This window comes from Paraburkholderia lebeckiae, from assembly GCF_050436325.1.
GTDB classification, from domain to species: Bacteria; Pseudomonadota; Gammaproteobacteria; order Burkholderiales; family Burkholderiaceae; genus Paraburkholderia; species Paraburkholderia tuberum.
In genome coordinates, this window is record NZ_JBNDLZ010000001.1 from 296556 (window position 1) to 314944 (window position 18389).

The window sequence follows — 18389 nt, forward strand, 5'->3', positions numbered from 1 at the left end:
GCTCAGGCTGCCGTGGCATGACGGGTGGAATTGAGCTAAGCTGGATCGTTGCAGATGTGCTTCGGTATCATGAAGAGCACCAGCACCGCAGCCACGGCAGTCATGGCGGCGATCACATACATGCCGAGATCCGTGCTGCCGGTCATGTCGGTTAGCTTGCCGATCGCATACGGGCTGACGAAGCCGCCCAGATTGCCGATCGAATTGATGATGGCAATACCGGCCGCGGCCGCGCTACCGCTCAAAAACTTCGGCGGCATGGTCCAGAAGATGCCGTACGAACTGATGATGCCGACCGCAGCGAGCGACAGCCCGGCGGTGGCGATCACCGTATTGTGCGAGAACCACGCGCACACGCAGTAGCCGACGGTGCCCGCGAAAATACAGAGCGCGAGGTGCACGCGCCGCTCGCCGGTGCGGTCGGAGCTGCGGCCGATCAAGACCATCAACAGACCCGTCACCGCGTAAGGCACCGCCGATAACATGCCGATTGACAGTGGCTCGGACACCCCTGAATTTTTAATCAGTTGCGGCATCCAGAACGACAGGCCGAACTGGCCGTTGAGCACCAGGAAGTAGATCAGCGCAAGCAGCGCGGTGTAGGGATTCTTGAATGCGCTTTTTACGTCGTGCGAGTGCTGCGGCGTGACCTCAGCAGCGAGGTTGTCCCGCAGCAGCGTCTTTTCTTCGTGCGTCAGCCATTTCCCGTCCTCGATCCGGTCTACCAGCATCAGGTACACGATTACGCCGAGCACGATAGTGGGCAAGCCTTCGACCAGCATCAGCCATTGCCAGCCGGCCAAGCCGCCGATCCCGTTAAACTTCGTCATGACAAAGCCCGCAAGCGGGCCGCCAATCGTGCCGGCGATCGCGATGCCCGTCATGAACAGCGCGACCATCCGCGCGCGCCGCCGTGCCGGGTACCAGTAGGTGAAGTACAGGATCACGCCGGGCATGAACCCGGCTTCGAATGCGCCTAGCAGGAAGCGCAGCACGTAGAACGCCACTGGACCGTTGACGAACATCATCGCCGACGACGTAATACCCCAGGAAATCATGATCCGGGTAATCCAGCGTCGCGCGCCGATCCTGTGCAGAATCAGGTTGCTCGGTGTCTCAAACAGAAAGTAGCCGATGAAGAAGATCGCGGCGCCCAGTCCATACACCGTATCCGATAGCCCTAGAGCGCTTTGCATCTGCAGCTTCGCGAAACTGATGTTGACGCGGTCGAAGTAAGCCGCGACATAGCAAATAACCAGGATCGGCACGATCTTGAGCGTGACTTTCCGGTAGGTCCGATCCTCAAATGATTCGCCGGCCGGCAAGACGTCGGTGGTACTCATAGTCACAATCGCATCTCCATTTTTTCTGTTCAATTTTTCGGCGCAGACATCAACCGGCAACCCGACATGACCAATGCCATGCAGCGAACGCTCGCGCAAATCGGTAATACCACTTTACCGGTGAATGTTAGGGACGCGGCGTGGGAGTGTCAAGTAGGAAAGTTTTACATTTGGATAGGGGCTGACTTACCGACGCTGTACGCGCCACTGCCCGGAGACTCTGTCCCCGTTACGTTAGCGGCAGAGCAGACGCCTTTGCTGAGAAAGTCGACGGATGCGGATCAGTTCAGTACAGCGGCGCCATGCGGCACGTGCTGCGTATAGCGCGTTGCTCGATGATCTGATGCGTAGGCCAATCCGGTGAGAGACGGGATCGCCGGTACTGGGGTCATCAAATAGAAAAGGCCGGTAACGTGTGAACGCGGCGAGTGGCGGGTCATGAGGCGTGAACCGCCCGATCAGCGCGCGTTGCGCACTCGGTACGACGACGCCTGCGCATCGTGCGTATCACGTGCCGAAAATACCTGCTGCGCACCGTGCGTCGCGTCATTGTCCCGATAGTAGTAGCCAAGGTCCGCGCACAGCGTCGCGTTATGCACGAGCGCATAACCTTGCCAGCACACTTCCAGATAGAAATAGTTCAGCGGGTTCTCGAGCTGGTGTGCGTGGAGAGAAACTCCGGCGTCGCGTGCCGGCCCAGAAACACCGCCTAATCCTCGTTGACGATGTCCAACTGATTCATCAACGCGATGAACTCCGCCAGATAGAACGTGTTGTATGCCGACACGTGTTCCAGCAAATCCGGTTCGATGCGATGCGCCGCTTCGCAACGCAGTAACGGAATGAAGCCCGTCTTCACGATGCAGACGTTCGGGGGCGATAGCCGAATCGAACACAGTCGGCGAGTATCGCGACTTCGCGCTCCAGCACCACCGGGCTTCACAGATGCGGCCGAATCCGCACATGCGCACGGATCGCGCTGCGATAGTACGGGGCGGCCGATTTTTCGTACTGCGGCAAGGTCCAGATTTTATCGTATGGCGCGCCGCTGATCAGCAGCCGGTGCGGCATGTCGCACACCACGCGTTCGCTATCTTTCACGTAGTCGTTGCCGACCCGCATCGTCACCACCTTGCCGCCCTGCGGTTTTGATAATCATATAGCCGACCTCCCTCCGTTCGAATCGAACGGCCGGCGTACAGTCAGGGTGCGAACACCGACGTGACGCACAGGAGGCCAGCATGAATAAGTTTAGTGGAATCGACCTGCACTCGAACAACAGTGTGGTCGTCGTTAGCGATGACGCTGACCGGGTTGTCTACCAGCGACGGTTGCCGAACGATCCGGTGCAGATCCGGGCGGCGCTGGCGCCGCACCGCGAAGATCTGGTGGGCGTGGTCATCGAAGCGACGTATAACTGGTACTGGCTGGTGGATCAGTTGATGAACGATGGCTACCGGGTGCATCTGGCCAACCCCGCGGCAATCAGGCAGTACGAGGGACTGAAATACAGTGGTGACTTCACCGATGCCGCCCATCTCGCACAACTGCTGCGTCTTGGACTATTGCCTGAAGGCTACATTTATCCAGCAGAAGAACGTCCGGTGCGTGACCTCTCTCGCAAGCGGATCCAACTGGTGCAGTGTCGTACGGCCCAGATCCTCGCGATTGAGAATCTGTTCTCACGCCATACTGGTGGGCAGATGCAAGGTGAGCGGGTTAAGCGTCTGGATGAGATGCAGGTGAATGGATTCGGTTTTGCATCTGACGTGACGCTCGCGATGCAAGCCAATCTCGCGGTCATGCAAACCTTGCAGGAGGAAATCGGGATCATCGAGAAGCGACTCATGGAGCGGGTGAAACTGCGCCCGGATTACGCGTTGCTGAACACGGTGCCGGGCATTGGCCCGGTTCTCGCAACCACGATCATGTTGGAAACCGGGACCATCTCCCGTTTCACCAAGGTTGGCAATTTCAGTTCGTACTGCCGCTGCGTAGACAGCCGGCGTGAAAGCAACAGCAGGAAGAAAGGCGAAGGTAATACGAAGAACGGCAACAAATATCTGGCGTGGGCGTTTGTCGAGGCGGCCAACTTCGCGATCCGCTCGTGCCCGGAAGCCAGACGCTTTTACGAGCGCAAGAAACGCTCGCGAAACGGGATTGTGGCGATCAAGGCGCTGGCGCACAAACTGGCGCGCGCCTGCTATCACATGCTTCGGGAGCACAAGTCATTTGAGGTAACCCGCTGCTTTGGCTAAAAGGTGGTGCAAGGGGAACGAGCCCAGTAATGCGACTGGTGGAAAGCCATGGTTTTGATTGGGCCTTTCCTTTGCCCCACCGACTGCTTGCGGATGACCGGGTCGCCCAGGCGATGAGCCACCATTGACTGGCGTTGCGCAGGCAACAGCCACGGTTCTGCGAAACCCATTGGACCTCGTCTGGCACCAACGTTTCTCTGGGGCGGCAATGGCCGCCAGGGCAGCCGTGAGTGACATCACGGCATGCTTGATCCCGATGGGTGTCTGGTGCGATCCGGTTCGCAACCAGTTTGGAGAAAACGGATGCGGCTACGATCGGCAGACAGCATGGCAGGTAACAGAAAGAATTCCGCCCGATTGCAGTGGCGATAAAAATACCATCGCCACTGCAATCGGGCGGTGAGTAAATTTGTGCCTTGACTTTGGTCGGCTGATGGGTGTCGCATTAACGCCTCAAGTAAAATGCGTCGACCGCAACGCATGAGAAGCATGATGGCAAAGACGAAGGCGCCACGCAAGACGCTGCCCGCTGGCATTGGCAAGGTACTGAAGCGGCTGCACTACCCGCTGGACGTGATCCTGCTGCGCGTGCGGTGGTACGTGGCGTACTCACTGAGCCTACGTGACCTCGAGGAAATGATGGCCGAGCGGGGTATTGAGGTGGATCATTCGAGCGTGCACCGGTGGGTTATCAAGCTGCTGCCGGTGCTTGAAAAAGCATTCCGCAAACGCAAACGGCCTGTGGGCAAGAGCTGGCGCGTCGATGAGACCTACGTCAAGGTCAAAGGCAACTGGAAATACTTGTACCGTGCCGTCGACAAGGCGGGCAACACTGCCGATTTCCTGCTGCGCGCCCATCGCGATAAGGCTGCAGCTCGCCGCTACTTCGAGAAGGCGATTGAACAGAACGGCGAGCCCGAGACAATCACCGTGGACAGGAGCGGCGCGAGGTTTTGATAATCATATAGCCGACCTCCCTCCGTTCGAATCGAACGGCCGGCGTACAGTCAGGGTGCGAACACCGACGTGACGCACAGGAGGCCAGCATGAATAAGTTTAGTGGAATCGACCTGCACTCGAACAACAGTGTGGTCGTCGTTAGCGATGACGCTGACCGGGTTGTCTACCAGCGACGGTTGCCGAACGATCCGGTGCAGATCCGGGCGGCGCTGGCGCCGCACCGCGAAGATCTGGTGGGCGTGGTCATCGAAGCGACGTATAACTGGTACTGGCTGGTGGATCAGTTGATGAACGATGGCTACCGGGTGCATCTGGCCAACCCCGCGGCAATCAGGCAGTACGAGGGACTGAAATACAGTGGTGACTTCACCGATGCCGCCCATCTCGCACAACTGCTGCGTCTTGGACTATTGCCTGAAGGCTACATTTATCCAGCAGAAGAACGTCCGGTGCGTGACCTCTCTCGCAAGCGGATCCAACTGGTGCAGTGTCGTACGGCCCAGATCCTCGCGATTGAGAATCTGTTCTCACGCCATACTGGTGGGCAGATGCAAGGTGAGCGGGTTAAGCGTCTGGATGAGATGCAGGTGAATGGATTCGGTTTTGCATCTGACGTGACGCTCGCGATGCAAGCCAATCTCGCGGTCATGCAAACCTTGCAGGAGGAAATCGGGATCATCGAGAAGCGACTCATGGAGCGGGTGAAACTGCGCCCGGATTACGCGTTGCTGAACACGGTGCCGGGCATTGGCCCGGTTCTCGCAACCACGATCATGTTGGAAACCGGGACCATCTCCCGTTTCACCAAGGTTGGCAATTTCAGTTCGTACTGCCGCTGCGTAGACAGCCGGCGTGAAAGCAACAGCAGGAAGAAAGGCGAAGGGTAATACGAAGAACGGCAACAAATATCTGGCGTGGGCGTTTGTCGAGGCGGCCAACTTCGCGATCCGCTCGTGCCCGGAAGCCAGACGCTTTTACGAGCGCAAGAAACGCTCGCGAAACGGGATTGTGGCGATCAAGGCGCTGGCGCACAAACTGGCGCGCGCCTGCTATCACATGCTTCGGGAGCACAAGTCATTTGAGGTAACCCGCTGCTTTGGCTAAAAGGTGGTGCAAGGGGAACGAGCCCAGTAATGCGACTGGTGGAAAGCCATGGTTTTGATTGGGCCTTTCCTTTGCCCCACCGACTGCTTGCGGATGACCGGGTCGCCCAGGCGATGAGCCACCATTGACTGGCGTTGCGCAGGCAACAGCCACGGTTCTGCGAAACCCATTGGACCTCGTCTGGCACCAACGTTTCTCTGGGGCGGCAATGGCCGCCAGGGCAGCCGTGAGTGACATCACGGCATGCTTGATCCCGATGGGTGTCTGGTGCGATCCGGTTCGCAACCAGTTTGGAGAAAACGGATGCGGCTACGATCGGCAGACAGCATGGCAGGTAACAGAAAGAATTCCGCCCGATTGCAGTGGCGATAAAAATACCATCGCCACTGCAATCGGGCGGTGAGTAAATTTGTGCCTTGACTTTGGTCGGCTGATGGGTGTCGCAATAGCGATGCTGCGGTAAAGTGCAGGTTGCCAAAACTTTGCTTCTGCCCACGATGAAGAAGACCGCAACACCACGAATGGCCCTTGCTGCTGGCGTTGCCAAGGTGCTGCAGCGGTTGCACTATCCGCTGGACGTGATGTTGTTGTGCGTGCGGTGGTATGTGGCCTATTCGCTAAGTCTTCGGAATCTTGAGGAGATGATGGCTGAGCGCGCCATTGGCGTGGATCATTCAACAGTGCATCGTTGGGTCATCAAGTTGGTGCCTTTGTTCGAAAAGACATTTCGCAAGCACAAGCGCCCGGTGGGCAGGAGTTGGCGCATGGATGAAAGTTATATCAAGGTGAAAGGCTCGTGGAAATATCTTTATCGGGCCGTGGACAAGGCCGGCAACACCATCGACTTTCTGTTTAGAGCCAAGCGGGACAAGGCTTCTGCCCGGCGGTTTTTTGAAAAGGCAATCGGTCAGAACGGCTCGCCCGAGGCGGTGACCATTGACAAGAGCGGTTCCAATCTGGCAGCGCTTCATGCGGTGAATGCCGAGCGCGAGACGCCCATCAAGATTCGTCAAGTCAAGTATTTGAACAACGTGGTCGAACAGGACCATCGGGCCATCAAACGCATCACTCGGCCGATGCAGGGGTTCAAGGACTTTGACTGTGCTCGCGTTATTCTCAGTGGCATTGAGACCATGCACATGATCAAGAAAGGGCAGATGAAATGCCGGGGTAAAATCCCGCTGTCCGCTGCGCAGCAGTTCTACTCGCTGGTTTCATAAGGTATCCTTTGGATATCGCATTTTCTCGTCTTTCCCGTCTTACTGCGACACAACCCGGCGGCGCAGTGCTCGCGTGGTGTTCGTTCGTTGCCGCTTCATGCGACCGCGACGACAGTCCAGCCAGGCGCCTATACCCAAGCTTCGCCTGACGCGGAATCTCGGCGCTCGCTGAGGAATAGCCGACATAGAGTTCCTCACTGAGGGTCCTAGTGACCTACAGGTATAGCGAGGGTTGTCTCCGACAGACTCAAAAATGCTCGGCGTTGAGAATCAGTTTTCCGTGGACCCGTCGAGGTTGAAGGGGGCACCACCTGCGTGCTGCTCGAACCCAAGGGAGGGCATCTTCCGAGCCGAGAAACCTGACGCGCTCTCGTGCAGCTTTCAGCGTCTTCACCTGGTCCTTGATGTCCGACGGCGGGTTGCCATAGGCGTTCAGAATTGCCTTGCCCGCAAATAGGCGTTCATAAGGTACACCGTCCCTGGTCAAGGTGACCATGAAAAAGCCACGCGAAAGGGGCTCGTTTGTCAGGCTGTCGTCCGCAGTAATCACCTCGACAGAGGCATCCGGGTCAGTCGCCTCCGACCATAGCGGCGAGCCACTCGCCGTATCAGTGCCTATCAGTTCAGCGGCTCGCGCGTAGCCATCCGGGACACTTGTCACAGTCTTGCGCAGTGGGTCGATGAGAAAAGATACGTCCATTGGCTCCTCCTGTGCTGACAACCTGCTTCGGGGCAACGTCGGTGTTCACGATAATACACGACGCCCGCTGGCCGGAGGCTAAGCGGCCGAGCGGTGTACTTCGGCAAAACGACGCGGTAATCTCAGGAGGAGTGAAACAAGCAGATTAGCTGTCGACGCCAAAATGATTTTGACCCGCATGCCGACATCGGATTGGCCTACCTGCATCAAACCAAGGCTCCAGCGTCGATGCCTCGCGGCCCAATCTAACTGGTCATCCGAATTACGGCATGCGGGTCAAGCTGGCATTGGCGACAACAGTCCGGCCAGCGCGTGTCTCGCCTTGAGCTGCAAGATACATCCGGTTTGAGCCGGTGTCGTAGGTCACAGCGTGCTAACGGGCCGGCCTGGCCGTAGCCTTGAGAGGCTCGGCAAAAAGCGGTCGTGCAGCCATCTTGCTTTTCGTCCATCTAACTCAACATATTGGCCGTTTACCGCGCTACCAGATAAGTGAACGTGAACCGCAAAATTCGCTCTCAAAAACACAACCGCCCGGCTATGTCACCTTTACTGCGAGCGCTGACTTACAGCCACGCTTCGCTTGAGTCCGTGACGCAGGCGATGCTTCTGCGGTGCTACATTGCACTGGATGCTTTCCGACGGGGACACGGCTCACGCGACCTGTTTTCAGCGCTTGGTCGAACCCTCCTGTTTGCGGAAGAACTCGGACGGCCCGGTCATCGGGCAAGCGCGGCGGGCGACATTGAATCGGCACAAGCCGCGCTCATGCGTATCAACGCCGAAGAGCACGCAGGCGGCGGGTGGCGTGTCTGCGATGCAGATTACCTGGCTTTATCCACCGCTCTTGCTGTATTCAATGAGCAACTCAACGCAGCCTCCCTCAGCGACATCAGGAAAGCTGAGGCCCGGATGCTTGAGGGTCTTCTTGGTTCGGAGCGGGCGACGCGACAGGCTAAAGAGCTGGCCTGAAGGCTTTTCGTCGCGTGGCTCGCTGTCGTCGGATGCCGTCGCAAGGCAGTGGGGCTTTCGGCCCGGGCAAGAAGTGTCGTGCGCCATACTCCGCGCTGTAAGCGAAAGCGTTTTACAGTCGTAACTCTCCGAAGCGAGCCCCCGGCCCGACGACTACTGATGAATGACCGACGTTTCGCGACCGTTTCCGGCGGCCGCAACCAGATGCGCATGAACCCCGCGACGCTAGGCATCCTGCTTGCTGAAGTAAGCTAACTGTATTAAAGGCGCGGCGCAAGTTACGTCGCGTCGCACCGCGGAGCTGGTTATGAAAACGCCGGATGCAACGTCGCGCGAGGGCGGCGTCGTTGCGGTGGTGGTCCTGTCCGCAGTTTTGTCCGGTTGCTACTACTACATGCCCTACGGCTACGTTCCGTACGGCGAAGCGCCGGCGGCAGCGCCGCAGCAGCAATATCCTTTCTCGATGACCGACGCAGCCGCGACCGGTGCGGCCGCGTCAGATGTAACGGCATCGACGAACACCTATATTGCACCAGCCGCGCCCGTCTTCGTCGTGCCTGCGTATTACCCCGTTGCGTATCCGTACTACGGCTGGCCCGCGTGGTGGGGACCATCGGTGTCACTGAGCTTCGGCTATTGGGGCGGATGCTGTTACGGCGGGGGCCGGCAAGGCTACTGGGGCCACCACGGCTATTGGGGTCATGGATATCGCGGCGGTAGGGGCGGTCACGGCGGCTGGGGTGGGCAGGGATACCCAAGGGGTGGCATGGGCGGCGGCCATTACTGGGGCGGTGGCGGCGGCCACGGGCATTCGCATTGAACGCTAACAGAGATTCGCTCGTCGTGTTCAACAGTTCCCCGACAGCTGAGGCCGTCGGTGAACTGGATGCAACCCGCCAACGCGCGGCAGCGTCGGACTGTGCGGTGACCAGTTTTAGCCTCCATTGCATGTCGACGAGTCTTTCAACACCTCCACTGTCAATTCAACCGACGTATGACGATAAGCAGAACTATCTACCAGCGGAAGAGCGCGGACGTCGAAATTTGACTCCGGCATTCTGGCGGGGGGCTGCCTATTGCCCGCGCGATAGAGAGTGAGCCCAGGCGGCGGCACGTCCGGCGCGCTGAAGCGAAGACCCCGGGCTTTGGCAGCTTCGCTGCTTCCATACGTCCCTGGTTGCATCGTCGACCTTGTCCTTCGCGTCGTATGGAGCATATTTAAATGCCTGCAGAACGGGGCCGGGGTTATACTTAAGTATTAATCTGTAAAACTAACGTACAGGCAACGCCATTTAATAATATTTTATTACATAAGAAGCATTCTTGGCAGCGCCGCGAACTTCGCGTAATAAGGATATTGAATGAATGTGCTCGTCGTCGACGATAATGAGTTCGTCGCGGACAGTCTGGCTTTCCTGCTGGACTGCATTGGTCACCGCGCCGTGATGGCGCACGACGGGGAGACTGCGCTGGAACTGCTCCATGCCGGCGCTTTCGAACTCGTTTTCCTGGACGAAAACCTCCCCGACATCAACGGCAGTGCCGTCGCGCTGTCGCTGCTGCACAGGCCAGTCTTCCCCCGGCCCTTTGTTGCCTCCATGACGGGTGACAGCGATAGCAACGAAGAGTTTGCCCGGCTCTTCGATGTGTGTCTGCAAAAGCCCTTCTCCCTCGAAGCACTCATGCAAGTCATCGAAGATGCACGCTGCAGCAGCGATGCGAGCGCTCTCCTGGCCGCCTAGGGAAACACTGATCAATAAGCTCGTCGCCGGCGTTGCCGACGAGTCAGCTTGCAATTATCAGAATGTCGAAGGAATTCGGTCGCAAGCGAGGCGGGGTTTGCCCGGATTCGGAGCCCACTCCTCGCATTTTTTCATGCACATGACGGACTACTCCCGTAAACTGACCGCAACCGGTTTCGGGCGATTACCAGGTTGGCCAAGGCGAACAGGCTGAACAGTTGCGCCGTGTTCTTGGCCAGCCCCTTGTAGCGCACCTTGCGATGACGGAATAGATTCTTGACGATATGAAACGGATGCTCGACCCGAGCTCGAATTTGCGCCTTGGTCCGCTCGACCGCGATCACCAGGTCCTTCAGCGGACCGTCCTGCATCGCCTTGATCTTTCCGCGCTTGACCGCCACGCGCCACTTCACCGACTTGCCCTTCATTTCGTCGCGTTTGTCTACGCCGATGTAGCCCGCGTCGCCGAACGCTTCCTCTTCGTGCCCGTGCAGCAGCGCGTGGGCTTGCGAGACATCCGACACGTTGGCGGACGTGCCGACCACGCTATGCACCAGACCCGAATCGGCGTCGACTCCGATGTGGGCCTTCATCCCGAAGTGCCACTCGTTGCCCTTCTTCGTTTGATGCATCTCCGGGTCTCGGCTCTTCTCCGCGTTCTTGGTCGACGGCGGCGCTTCGATGATCGTCGCGTCGACCAACGTGCCTTCCTTCATCATCAGTCCGCGCTCACACAGCGAGATGCCGATCTCGTCGAACAACTTCCGCGTCAGATCGTACTCAACCAGCAGGCGGCGGAACTTCAACAGCGTGGTCGCATCCGGCGCGTTCTCGACGGCCAGATCGATGCCGGCGAAGGCGCGCATCGCAATGCTATCGTACAGCGCGTCTTCCAGACCTTCGTCCGACAGGCCGTACCACTGCTGCAGAAAGTAGATTCGAAGCATGCGCTCCAGACCAATCGGCGGACGGCCACGCTCACCCTTCGGGTAATACGGCTCGATCGCCGACAGCAACCGCGGCCACGGTACGACCCTCTCCATCTCTGTCAGGAAGCGCTGGCGCCTGGTCACCCGTTTCTTGCCCGCACTTTCCGCTTCTGCAAAGCTGATCTGCCGCTTCATCACTATGGGTCCGTTCCGTGAGCTTCCTTCTATAACGTACTAGGACACGTCAGCGATGACGGCCGAGCCTGATAAATCAGTGTTTCCCTAGGCATTGCTTTGCTGTCTGCTGCGGTGACGCCGGCGGTCGAGCGGGTATTCCACAGAGAAATTGATTATGACCCGGCGTCAGACGAGAATGCTTCTCGCGCTGCCAGCCATCAACCCACGCGTGAACGCGAGCGCCGGATGCGAGGGTTTCGCTTGCCCGAACGCACGCAGTCATTCCTGTCGTGCTTCGGTCCGATCCGCCAGCACTTCGCGCTCAAGCGTCATCTGCTGAGCGCCTCGCTCTATCGCAAACAGCTCGCCGCGCGATTTGAACCCTGGCGTCTCTCTTCACTGGCATTGCCCAAGCTCCGTCCACCGTGTTCTGAGACACGACTGTCCGTGCCGATATCTCGTCACGGGGACAGTAACGTGACAACGCCCGCGCGAGTCCCCAGCTATTGGATACTGCCCGGTTATTGCACCGGTGCGCTGGCTTCGTCGAGCAGTTTCATGTCTTCGGAAGAAAGCTGCAAGCGAGTGGCTGCAGCCAACCCTTCCAGTTGCTCCACCGACGTCGCACTGGCAATCGGCGCCGTCACGCTCGGCCGCGCGATGATCCAGGCGAGCGCCACCGTTGCAGATGTCGTGTTGTTGCGCTTCGCCACTTCAACGAGAGCATCGACGATCCGCAAGCCGCGCTCGTTGAAATACTTGTCCACGAGCGCGCTGCGCGCACCCTTCGCCGCGTCGGCCTTCGAACTGTATTTTCCGCTCAGGAAACCGCTCGCCAGGCTGAAGTAAGTAACCACCGCCAATTTGTGGGCCTGCACGACCGGCTCGAGATCGGTTTCGTAGCCCTTCCGATCGTAAAGGTTGTACTCCGGCTGAAGAACCTGATACGCCGGTAACCCCGATTCCTTTGATACCTTCAGTGTCGCCTCGAGCCGCTCGCCACTGAAGTTCGACGCTCCGATCACGCGCACTTTGCCCGCCTCGATCAGCCTCTGATATGCGCCGAGCGTCTCTTCGAACGGCGTCTTGTCGTCGTCGATGTGGGAGAAATAGACGTCGATGTAATCGGTCTGCAACCGGCGCAGCGACTCGTTCACGGCTGCCTCGATGTTGGCCGCCGACAGCCCCGGCCGCTTCTTCCACATGCCGACCTTGGTCGCGAGCACGATCTTCTCGCGCTTGCCGCTTTGCCTGAACCACTTGCCGATGATGGTTTCGGACTCGCCCCCCTGATTGCCCTCGGCCCAGTGCGAGTAGCTGTCGGCGGTATCAACGAAGTTCAAGCCAAGGTCGACGAAGGCGTCGAGGATGGAAAACGACGTGCGCTCATCGGCCGTCCAGCCGAAGACGTTGCCGCCAAAGACGAGCGGTGCGATTCGAAGGTTCGACGTTCCAATGGTGTATTGCTGCATTTTTTCTCTACTCCGAGGTATGGGTTGGAAACACAATAGTAAAGATGCCGCATCAATGGCCGAGATGCTTGTCGAAAAATGCGGTGATTTCTCCGAACGCCTCCTTGGTCTCCGGCACACGGTCATCGAACTGGTATTGAGCGTGCGACATGCCGTCGAAAACCTCGAGTTGCGCATCGACACCCGCCTCCCGAAGCTTCCGCTGCACACGGACCGTGTTGCTCAGCAGCAGGTCCCGTGTCCCCGTGGTCAGGATCGCCGGCGGAAAACCGTGCATGTCTCCGTAGACAGGTGAGAGCAGTGGGTCTTTGAGATCGTGGCCGTGCGCATAGACCACGGCCGCGGCATCGCAGAATCCATCGCGTGACACCAGGACGTTGTCGACCTTCTCATTGGTGTAGAACGAATCGCCAGTCTTCGTGAGGTCCGACATCGGTGTACCTGGCGCGATCGCGCCGGGCATTTGCAGGCCTTCCTGTTTCGCGCGCAGCATCAGCTCCAGCACCAAAGCACCACCCGCCGAGGTCCCAAAAACGCCCACGTTCTTCGCATCGTTCGACCGCAGTACCGCCTTGTACACCGTCTCGACATCGTCAAGCGCAGCGGGGAAGTAGCCCTCAGGCGGCATGCGGTAGTCAACAGAAATCACCTTGTAATGCCCCAGGCCCGCCATGATGACGGCTTCGTTCGTGCCCGCCTCGCCCGGGTAAAGCTCATAGCAGCCGCCATGAATGTGAATCAGCACCTTGTCGTGGTGATCGGGCGGAATAACATCGGGCGTCACGACGTACACCCTCACCCCGTTCATCGTCGAGGGCTGCACTGTAACGCCGAGGCGTTCCCGCATGGCCGGAAGCGTTTGCATGGCCTTGGCAGCCTGCGCGTTGGCAGCGGCTCTCCATTGCTCGCCCGTCGTCCATAGGACATTCCAGGAGGGGTTCAAAGGCACCGCGATGAGCTTTTGCAATTCAGGGCTGACATCGGTCGGCACTGGCAGGGTCTTCGCGGGGACCTGCCGGGGCGCAAGCGGGCCGTCGTCGGCAAGCGCAATGCCGGATACACCGACGAACGCAGCGCACGCGAGCACAAGCAAGCCGGTGAACTTCATTGGATGACTCCTGTTTGCTCGCCTAAACCGCAAGTTCATACACCTGGCGGCTGAGTTCGGGCGTGACGTCACCGTGTTCCCCCAATGCGGTCATGCCGTGCTCCTGCAGTTTCGCGATCAGCGTCTCGATTGAGTCGCCGCCTATGTCGTAATCGCGCAGTCGCGTTGGGACCGTCATCCGCTCGAAGAACGCGCGCGTGGCGGCGATCGCCGCGGTCACGCGTTCTTCCTCGCTGCCCTCAGTGACGTTCCATACGCGTTCGGCGTACTGCAGCAACTTCGCGTGCTTCTGCGCGCGGCGTGCCGTCAGCATCGCAGGCAGGACGATCGCAAGCGTTTGTGCGTGATCGAGGCCGTGCAACGCGGTGATCTCGTGACCGAGCATGTGCGTCGCCCAGTCCTGCGGCACGCCGGCGCCAATCAGGCCGTTGAGCGCAAGGGTCGCGGTCCACATGAGGTTTGCTCGCACGTCATAGTTGTGCGGCTCGGCGAGGGCTTGCGGACCGACTTCGATCAGCGTGGCGAGCAGCCCTTCGGCAAACCGGTCCTGCACCTTTGCCTCGACAGGGTAGGTCAGGTATTGCTCGACGATATGGACGAATGCATCGACCACGCCGTTCGCGATTTGCCGCAGCGGCAACGAGTAGGTGGTCGTCGGGTCGAGGACGGAAAAGCGGGGATAGGTCGCCTCACTACGAAACGGGAGCTTGTCGCCTTTCGCCCGGTAACTGATCACGCCGCCGTTGTTCATTTCCGAACCGGTCGCGGGCAGCGTCAGCACGCTGCCAAACGGCATCGCATCAGTCACCTTGGCTTGCTTCGCCAGGATGTCCCACGGCTCACCGTCGAACTTCAGCGCCGCCGCGATGAACTTCGTGCCGTCGATCACGGAGCCGCCGCCCACCGCGAGCAAGAAGTCGATGTTCTTTTCGCGTGCCAGTTCTACGGCTTGCATCAGCGTTTCGTAGGTCGGGTTCGGTTCGATGCCGCTGAAGACGAACCATGCGCGCTCACCGAGCGCCGCCTGCACTTGCGCGAGCACACCATTGCGCTTGATGCTGCCGCCGCCGGAAGTAATCAGCACGCGCGCGTCGCGCGGCACTTCCGCGTCAAGCGCGGCGATCTGGTTTTCACCGAAAATGATCTTCGTCGGATTGTGGAAAATGAAGTTTTGCATGGAATCCCTTTTTCTTGCACTAACCGGCCAGACCTCAGGCGCCCCCCTCCAGTACCTCTGGGCAGGCGTCGCTGTGCGGTCGCAGTCATGCTACCGCGTCATATGCACTCGAGAGCGCGCGGATAGTCAACATCGTCTGGGTCACGGCCGTTTTTCCTGTCGTCACGAATGCGAGGGGTGGGGCCAGTCATGCGCCCCTTGCCGCTCGGCAGTCGCAGCCGTCGGCACGCTCGGTGACTTACTTTGCGTGCGCCGCTTCGTTCAGCTTCGCTATTGCCGCAATCACCCCTTCCGCGTAAGCCGGATCGGCGCGATGGAAATGCTCGATCTGCCGGGCGACGATGTCCTGCGGCACACCGTTGATATGGCGCGCGATATTGCCGAACAGACGCTCACGCTGTGCCGTGTCGAACAGCGCGAACAACATGCCCGGCTGCGTGTAGTAGTCCTCGTCCGCGCGATGATCGTAGCGATCCACGGCGCCCCGCAGGAAGTCCCCTTGGGGGACATCCGCCGCGAGCGGCGGCTCCGACGCGTTCGGATCCTGCGCGAAGTCGCCGAAGCGATTCGGCTCGTAGTTCACGTTGCCGCCGCGATTGCCATCCGTGCGCATTGCGCCGTCGCGATGGAACGAATGCGGGTCCGGCACGCGCGACGCGTTCACCGGAATCTGATGGTGATTGATGCCGAGGCGATAGCGCTGCGTATCGCCGTACGAGAACAGACGCCCCTGCAGCAGACGGTCCGGCGAAAAGCCGATGCCCGGCACCACGTTCGCCGGCGTGAACGCCGCCTGCTCGACGTCGGCGAAATAGTTCGCCGCGTTGCGATTCAGTTCGAGCGTGCCGACGTCGATCAACGGATAGTCCTTCTGCGACCACACCTTCGTGATGTCGAACGGATTGAAGCGGTAATTCGCCGCTTCCGCTTCCGGCATCACCTGAATCGCGAAGCGCCACTTCGGGAAGTTGCCCGCGTCGATGCTGTTTACCAGATCGCGCTGCGCGCTTTCGCGGTCATTGGCGACCACCTGCGCGGCTTCGGCGTCGCTGAAATTTTCGATGCCCTGCAGCGACTTGAAGTGGAACTTGACCCAGAAACGCTCGTTGTTCGCGTTGATGAACGAGTACGTGTGCGAGCCGAAGCCGTGCATCTGCCGGTAGTTCTTCGGAATGCCGCGATCGCTCATCAGAATCGTCACCTGATGCAGCGACTCCGGATGAGTCGACCAGAAATCCCACGCGGCGACATTGCTGCGCAGATTCGTGTACGGATCGCGCTTCTGCGTATGGATGAAGTCCGGGAACTTCAGCGGATCGCGGATGAAGAACACCGGCGTGTTGTTGCCGACCACGTCCCAGTTGCCTTCTTCGGTGTAGAACTTGATCGAGAAGCCGCGCACGTCGCGCTCGGCGTCGGCCGCGCCACGCTCGCCGGCCACCGTCGAAAAGCGCATGAAAAGCGGCGTTTCCTGGCCGACCTGCGCGAATACCTTCGCCTTCGTGTAGCGCGAAATGTCGTGCGTGACCGTCAGCGTGCCGAACGCGCCCGAACCCTTCGCGTGAACGCGCCGCTCGGGAATCACTTCGCGATCGAAGTGCGCAAGTTTTTCGAGCAGCCAGACGTCCTGCAGCACCACGGGGCCACGCGGGCCGGCGGTCATCGAGTTCTGGTTATCGGCGACGGGCGCGCCGGCGGCATTAGTGAGCTTACGTTCAGACATGCTTTGTTCCTTAGAGGCTAGTTTCGGATACTTTTGGGGTATCACGTGCGTGGCATTGACTCGGGACTTGATGTTGCGATGATCCTGGTCGGGTAGCAGCACGTTGCCTTCGCGGTTATTGCGCTTGTTGGCCTCGGTCGGCCGTCGGCTGCGCATAAGCTACGGTTCGTTCGCCACTGCGCTTAGCCTCCCATTTGCCGATGACCGCAGTGGCAACGCTATTGCCGATCACGTTCGTCATTGTGCGGCCCATGTCGAGAATCTGGTCAATGGCAAGCACCATTACGACGCCAGCCGCGGGCAGATGAAACAACGGGGCTACGGCGGCCACGACAACGATCGATCCGCGGGGCACGCTCGCCATACCCTTGCTGCTGAGCATGAGCACGAGCAGCATCAATATCTGCTGCGATAGCGGCATGGCAATGCCGAACGCCTGAGCGATGAAAATGGCGGCGAACGACTGGTACATCATGGAACCGTCGAGGTTGAAGACGTAGCCGAGAGGCAGAGTAAAGCCGACGATCTTCTTGTCAACGCCGAACTCTTCCAGCTTCTCGGTCAAGCGGGGATAGGCAGCCTCGCTTGCCGAAGTGGAAAACGCGATCATGGCGGGCTCACGCACTGCCTTCATGAGCGATCCGACGCGCTTTCCGAGGAACATGTATCCGATGCCGATCAAGATCGCCCAAAGCAGAACGAGGCCGAGATAAAACGAGCCGATGAGCTTGCCGTAGGTGATCAACACGGTCAGACCGCGCAGGGTGACCGCCGAAGCGATGGCACCGAACACACCGAAGGGTGCCACGTACATCACGTAGCCGGTCAAGCGCAACATGACGGGCACCATGCCGTCGATCGCCTGCAGGAGCACGTTGACACGAGGATCGTGCTTGAGGGCTCCGAGCCCGAGGCCGAACAGCAAGGAAAAAACGAGAATCTGCAGGATGTCGTTGCGCGCCATCGCGTCCAGCACGCTCGTCGGAAACGCGTGAGTAACGATGTCCTTGAAGTTCAGCGCACTCGTATTCAGACCGGTATTGACATCCGAGGCGTCGGCAGTCATATGGAGGCCTGCCCCGGGCTGCAGCACGTTGGCCAGGACGAGCCCGAGAGCAAGGGAAATCAGGGAAGCTGCGACGAACCAGCCGACAGTGCGCGCACCGATGCGGCCGATGTCGCGGCCGTTATCCATGCCGGCGAGACCGGAGACCAGCGTGGTCAATACCAGTGGAGCGATGATCATCCGGATCAGTCGCAGGAAGATGTCGGTCAGGATCGAAAAATTGCCTGCAAGGACCTTCGATGTCGCAGCATCAGGCGCGCTGCTGTGGCATAGGTAGCCGGCGACGATGCCGAGCACCATGCTAACCCCGATACAGAATGTGAGCCGATTCTTCATTGTCTTCTTCTACGGATGTTTGTGAGTAGGCGCCGACACAACGGTGCGGTCCATGTGCGGCGCGCAGGCAAACCTGTCGAGGCCGTCAGGCGTACGCCGATCGCG

General features: G+C 59.3%; 15 protein-coding genes and 4 pseudogenes. 8 read left to right on the forward strand and 11 right to left on the reverse strand.

The window, feature by feature from the left end:
• Nucleotides 1-35: 35 nt before the first annotated feature.
• The 4 genes and pseudogenes from OKW44_RS01465 to OKW44_RS01480 form a co-directional block, all read right to left on the reverse strand.
• A complete protein-coding gene (locus OKW44_RS01465) occupies nt 36-1343 on the reverse strand; it encodes an MFS transporter (protein ID WP_018420203.1) in 1308 nt (435 codons plus the stop codon).
• A gap of 458 nt (nt 1344-1801) precedes the next feature.
• Nucleotides 1802-2122 carry a DUF2827 family protein gene (locus OKW44_RS01470; protein ID WP_275426077.1) on the reverse strand — a complete coding sequence of 107 codons (321 nt, stop codon included), beginning with the start codon at nt 2120-2122 and terminating at the stop codon, nt 1802-1804.
• The gene (locus tag OKW44_RS01475; RefSeq protein ID WP_162633941.1) at nt 2053-2286 is read right to left on the reverse strand and encodes a DUF2827 family protein; all 234 of its coding nucleotides are present in this window, start codon (nt 2284-2286) and stop codon (nt 2053-2055) included. The genes OKW44_RS01470 and OKW44_RS01475 overlap by 70 nt, the downstream gene beginning before the upstream one ends.
• A pseudogene (locus OKW44_RS01480) lies at nt 2283-2480 on the reverse strand (DUF2827 family protein); the annotation flags it as partial. The gene OKW44_RS01475 and the pseudogene OKW44_RS01480, both read right to left, overlap by 4 nt.
• A gap of 104 nt (nt 2481-2584) precedes the next feature.
• Here OKW44_RS01480 and OKW44_RS01485 point away from each other — a divergent pair.
• The 4 genes and pseudogenes from OKW44_RS01485 to OKW44_RS01500 all read left to right on the forward strand — a co-directional run bounded on the left by OKW44_RS01485 (nt 2585) and on the right by OKW44_RS01500 (nt 6885).
• Nucleotides 2585-3601, forward strand: a complete 1017-nt coding sequence (locus tag OKW44_RS01485) for an IS110 family RNA-guided transposase (protein ID WP_018418421.1) — start codon at nt 2585-2587, stop codon at nt 3599-3601.
• Nucleotides 3602-4093: 492 nt separating this feature from the next.
• Nucleotides 4094-4549, forward strand: a pseudogene (locus OKW44_RS01490) (IS6 family transposase); the annotation flags it as partial.
• A 98-nt stretch (nt 4550-4647) separates the two neighbouring features.
• A pseudogene (locus tag OKW44_RS01495) lies at nt 4648-5665 on the forward strand (IS110 family RNA-guided transposase).
• Between the two features lie 521 nt (nt 5666-6186).
• Nucleotides 6187-6885: an IS6 family transposase gene (locus OKW44_RS01500; RefSeq protein WP_280783551.1), complete on the forward strand. Its 699-nt coding sequence runs from the start codon at nt 6187-6189 to the stop codon at nt 6883-6885.
• 247 nt (nt 6886-7132) lie between these two features.
• Here OKW44_RS01500 and OKW44_RS01505 read toward each other — a convergent pair whose 3' ends face one another.
• Complete coding sequence (locus OKW44_RS01505; protein WP_280783481.1) at nt 7133-7585, reverse strand: hypothetical protein; 453 nt, start codon at nt 7583-7585, stop codon at nt 7133-7135.
• 495 nt (nt 7586-8080) lie between these two features.
• On the opposite strand from OKW44_RS01505, the gene OKW44_RS01510 reads away from it, so the two are divergent.
• The 3 genes from OKW44_RS01510 (at nt 8081) to OKW44_RS01520 (ending at nt 10296) form a co-directional block, all read left to right on the forward strand.
• Entirely contained in the window at nt 8081-8554 is a 474-nt protein-coding gene (locus tag OKW44_RS01510) for a hypothetical protein (RefSeq protein WP_026225848.1), read from the forward strand.
• Nucleotides 8555-8861: 307 nt separating this feature from the next.
• Complete coding sequence (locus OKW44_RS01515) at nt 8862-9374, forward strand: hypothetical protein (RefSeq protein ID WP_018420729.1); 513 nt, start codon at nt 8862-8864, stop codon at nt 9372-9374.
• Between the two features lie 541 nt (nt 9375-9915).
• Nucleotides 9916-10296, forward strand: a complete 381-nt coding sequence (locus OKW44_RS01520) for a response regulator (RefSeq protein WP_018420728.1) — start codon at nt 9916-9918, stop codon at nt 10294-10296.
• A 131-nt stretch (nt 10297-10427) separates the two neighbouring features.
• On the opposite strand, the gene OKW44_RS01525 is transcribed toward OKW44_RS01520, so the two are convergent.
• Nucleotides 10428-11420 carry an IS5 family transposase gene (locus OKW44_RS01525; protein ID WP_018420727.1) on the reverse strand — a complete coding sequence of 331 codons (993 nt, stop codon included), beginning with the start codon at nt 11418-11420 and terminating at the stop codon, nt 10428-10430.
• 195 nt (nt 11421-11615) lie between these two features.
• On the opposite strand from OKW44_RS01525, the pseudogene OKW44_RS01530 reads away from it, so the two are divergent.
• Nucleotides 11616-11836 (forward strand): annotated as a pseudogene (locus OKW44_RS01530) (IS6 family transposase); the annotation flags it as partial.
• An 87-nt stretch (nt 11837-11923) separates the two neighbouring features.
• Here OKW44_RS01530 and OKW44_RS01535 read toward each other — a convergent pair.
• The 5 genes from OKW44_RS01535 to OKW44_RS01555 all read right to left on the reverse strand — a co-directional run bounded on the left by OKW44_RS01535 (nt 11924) and on the right by OKW44_RS01555 (nt 18284).
• Entirely contained in the window at nt 11924-12874 is a 951-nt protein-coding gene (locus OKW44_RS01535; RefSeq protein WP_018420726.1) for an aldo/keto reductase, read from the reverse strand.
• Between the two features lie 52 nt (nt 12875-12926).
• Nucleotides 12927-13982, reverse strand: a complete 1056-nt coding sequence (locus tag OKW44_RS01540; protein ID WP_018420725.1) for an alpha/beta hydrolase — start codon at nt 13980-13982, stop codon at nt 12927-12929.
• 22 nt (nt 13983-14004) lie between these two features.
• Nucleotides 14005-15159, reverse strand: coding sequence for an alcohol dehydrogenase (gene yqhD, locus OKW44_RS01545; protein WP_018420724.1), 1155 nt, complete (start codon nt 15157-15159; stop codon nt 14005-14007).
• Nucleotides 15160-15397: 238 nt separating this feature from the next.
• Nucleotides 15398-16882 (reverse strand): catalase, encoded by a 1485-nt coding sequence (locus OKW44_RS01550; protein WP_280783476.1) that lies wholly within the window; start codon nt 16880-16882, stop codon nt 15398-15400.
• Nucleotides 16883-16997: 115 nt separating this feature from the next.
• On the reverse strand, nt 16998-18284 hold the full coding sequence (locus tag OKW44_RS01555) for a dicarboxylate/amino acid:cation symporter (protein ID WP_026225845.1): 1287 nt from the start codon (nt 18282-18284) through the stop codon (nt 16998-17000).
• Nucleotides 18285-18389: the final 105 nt, after the last annotated feature.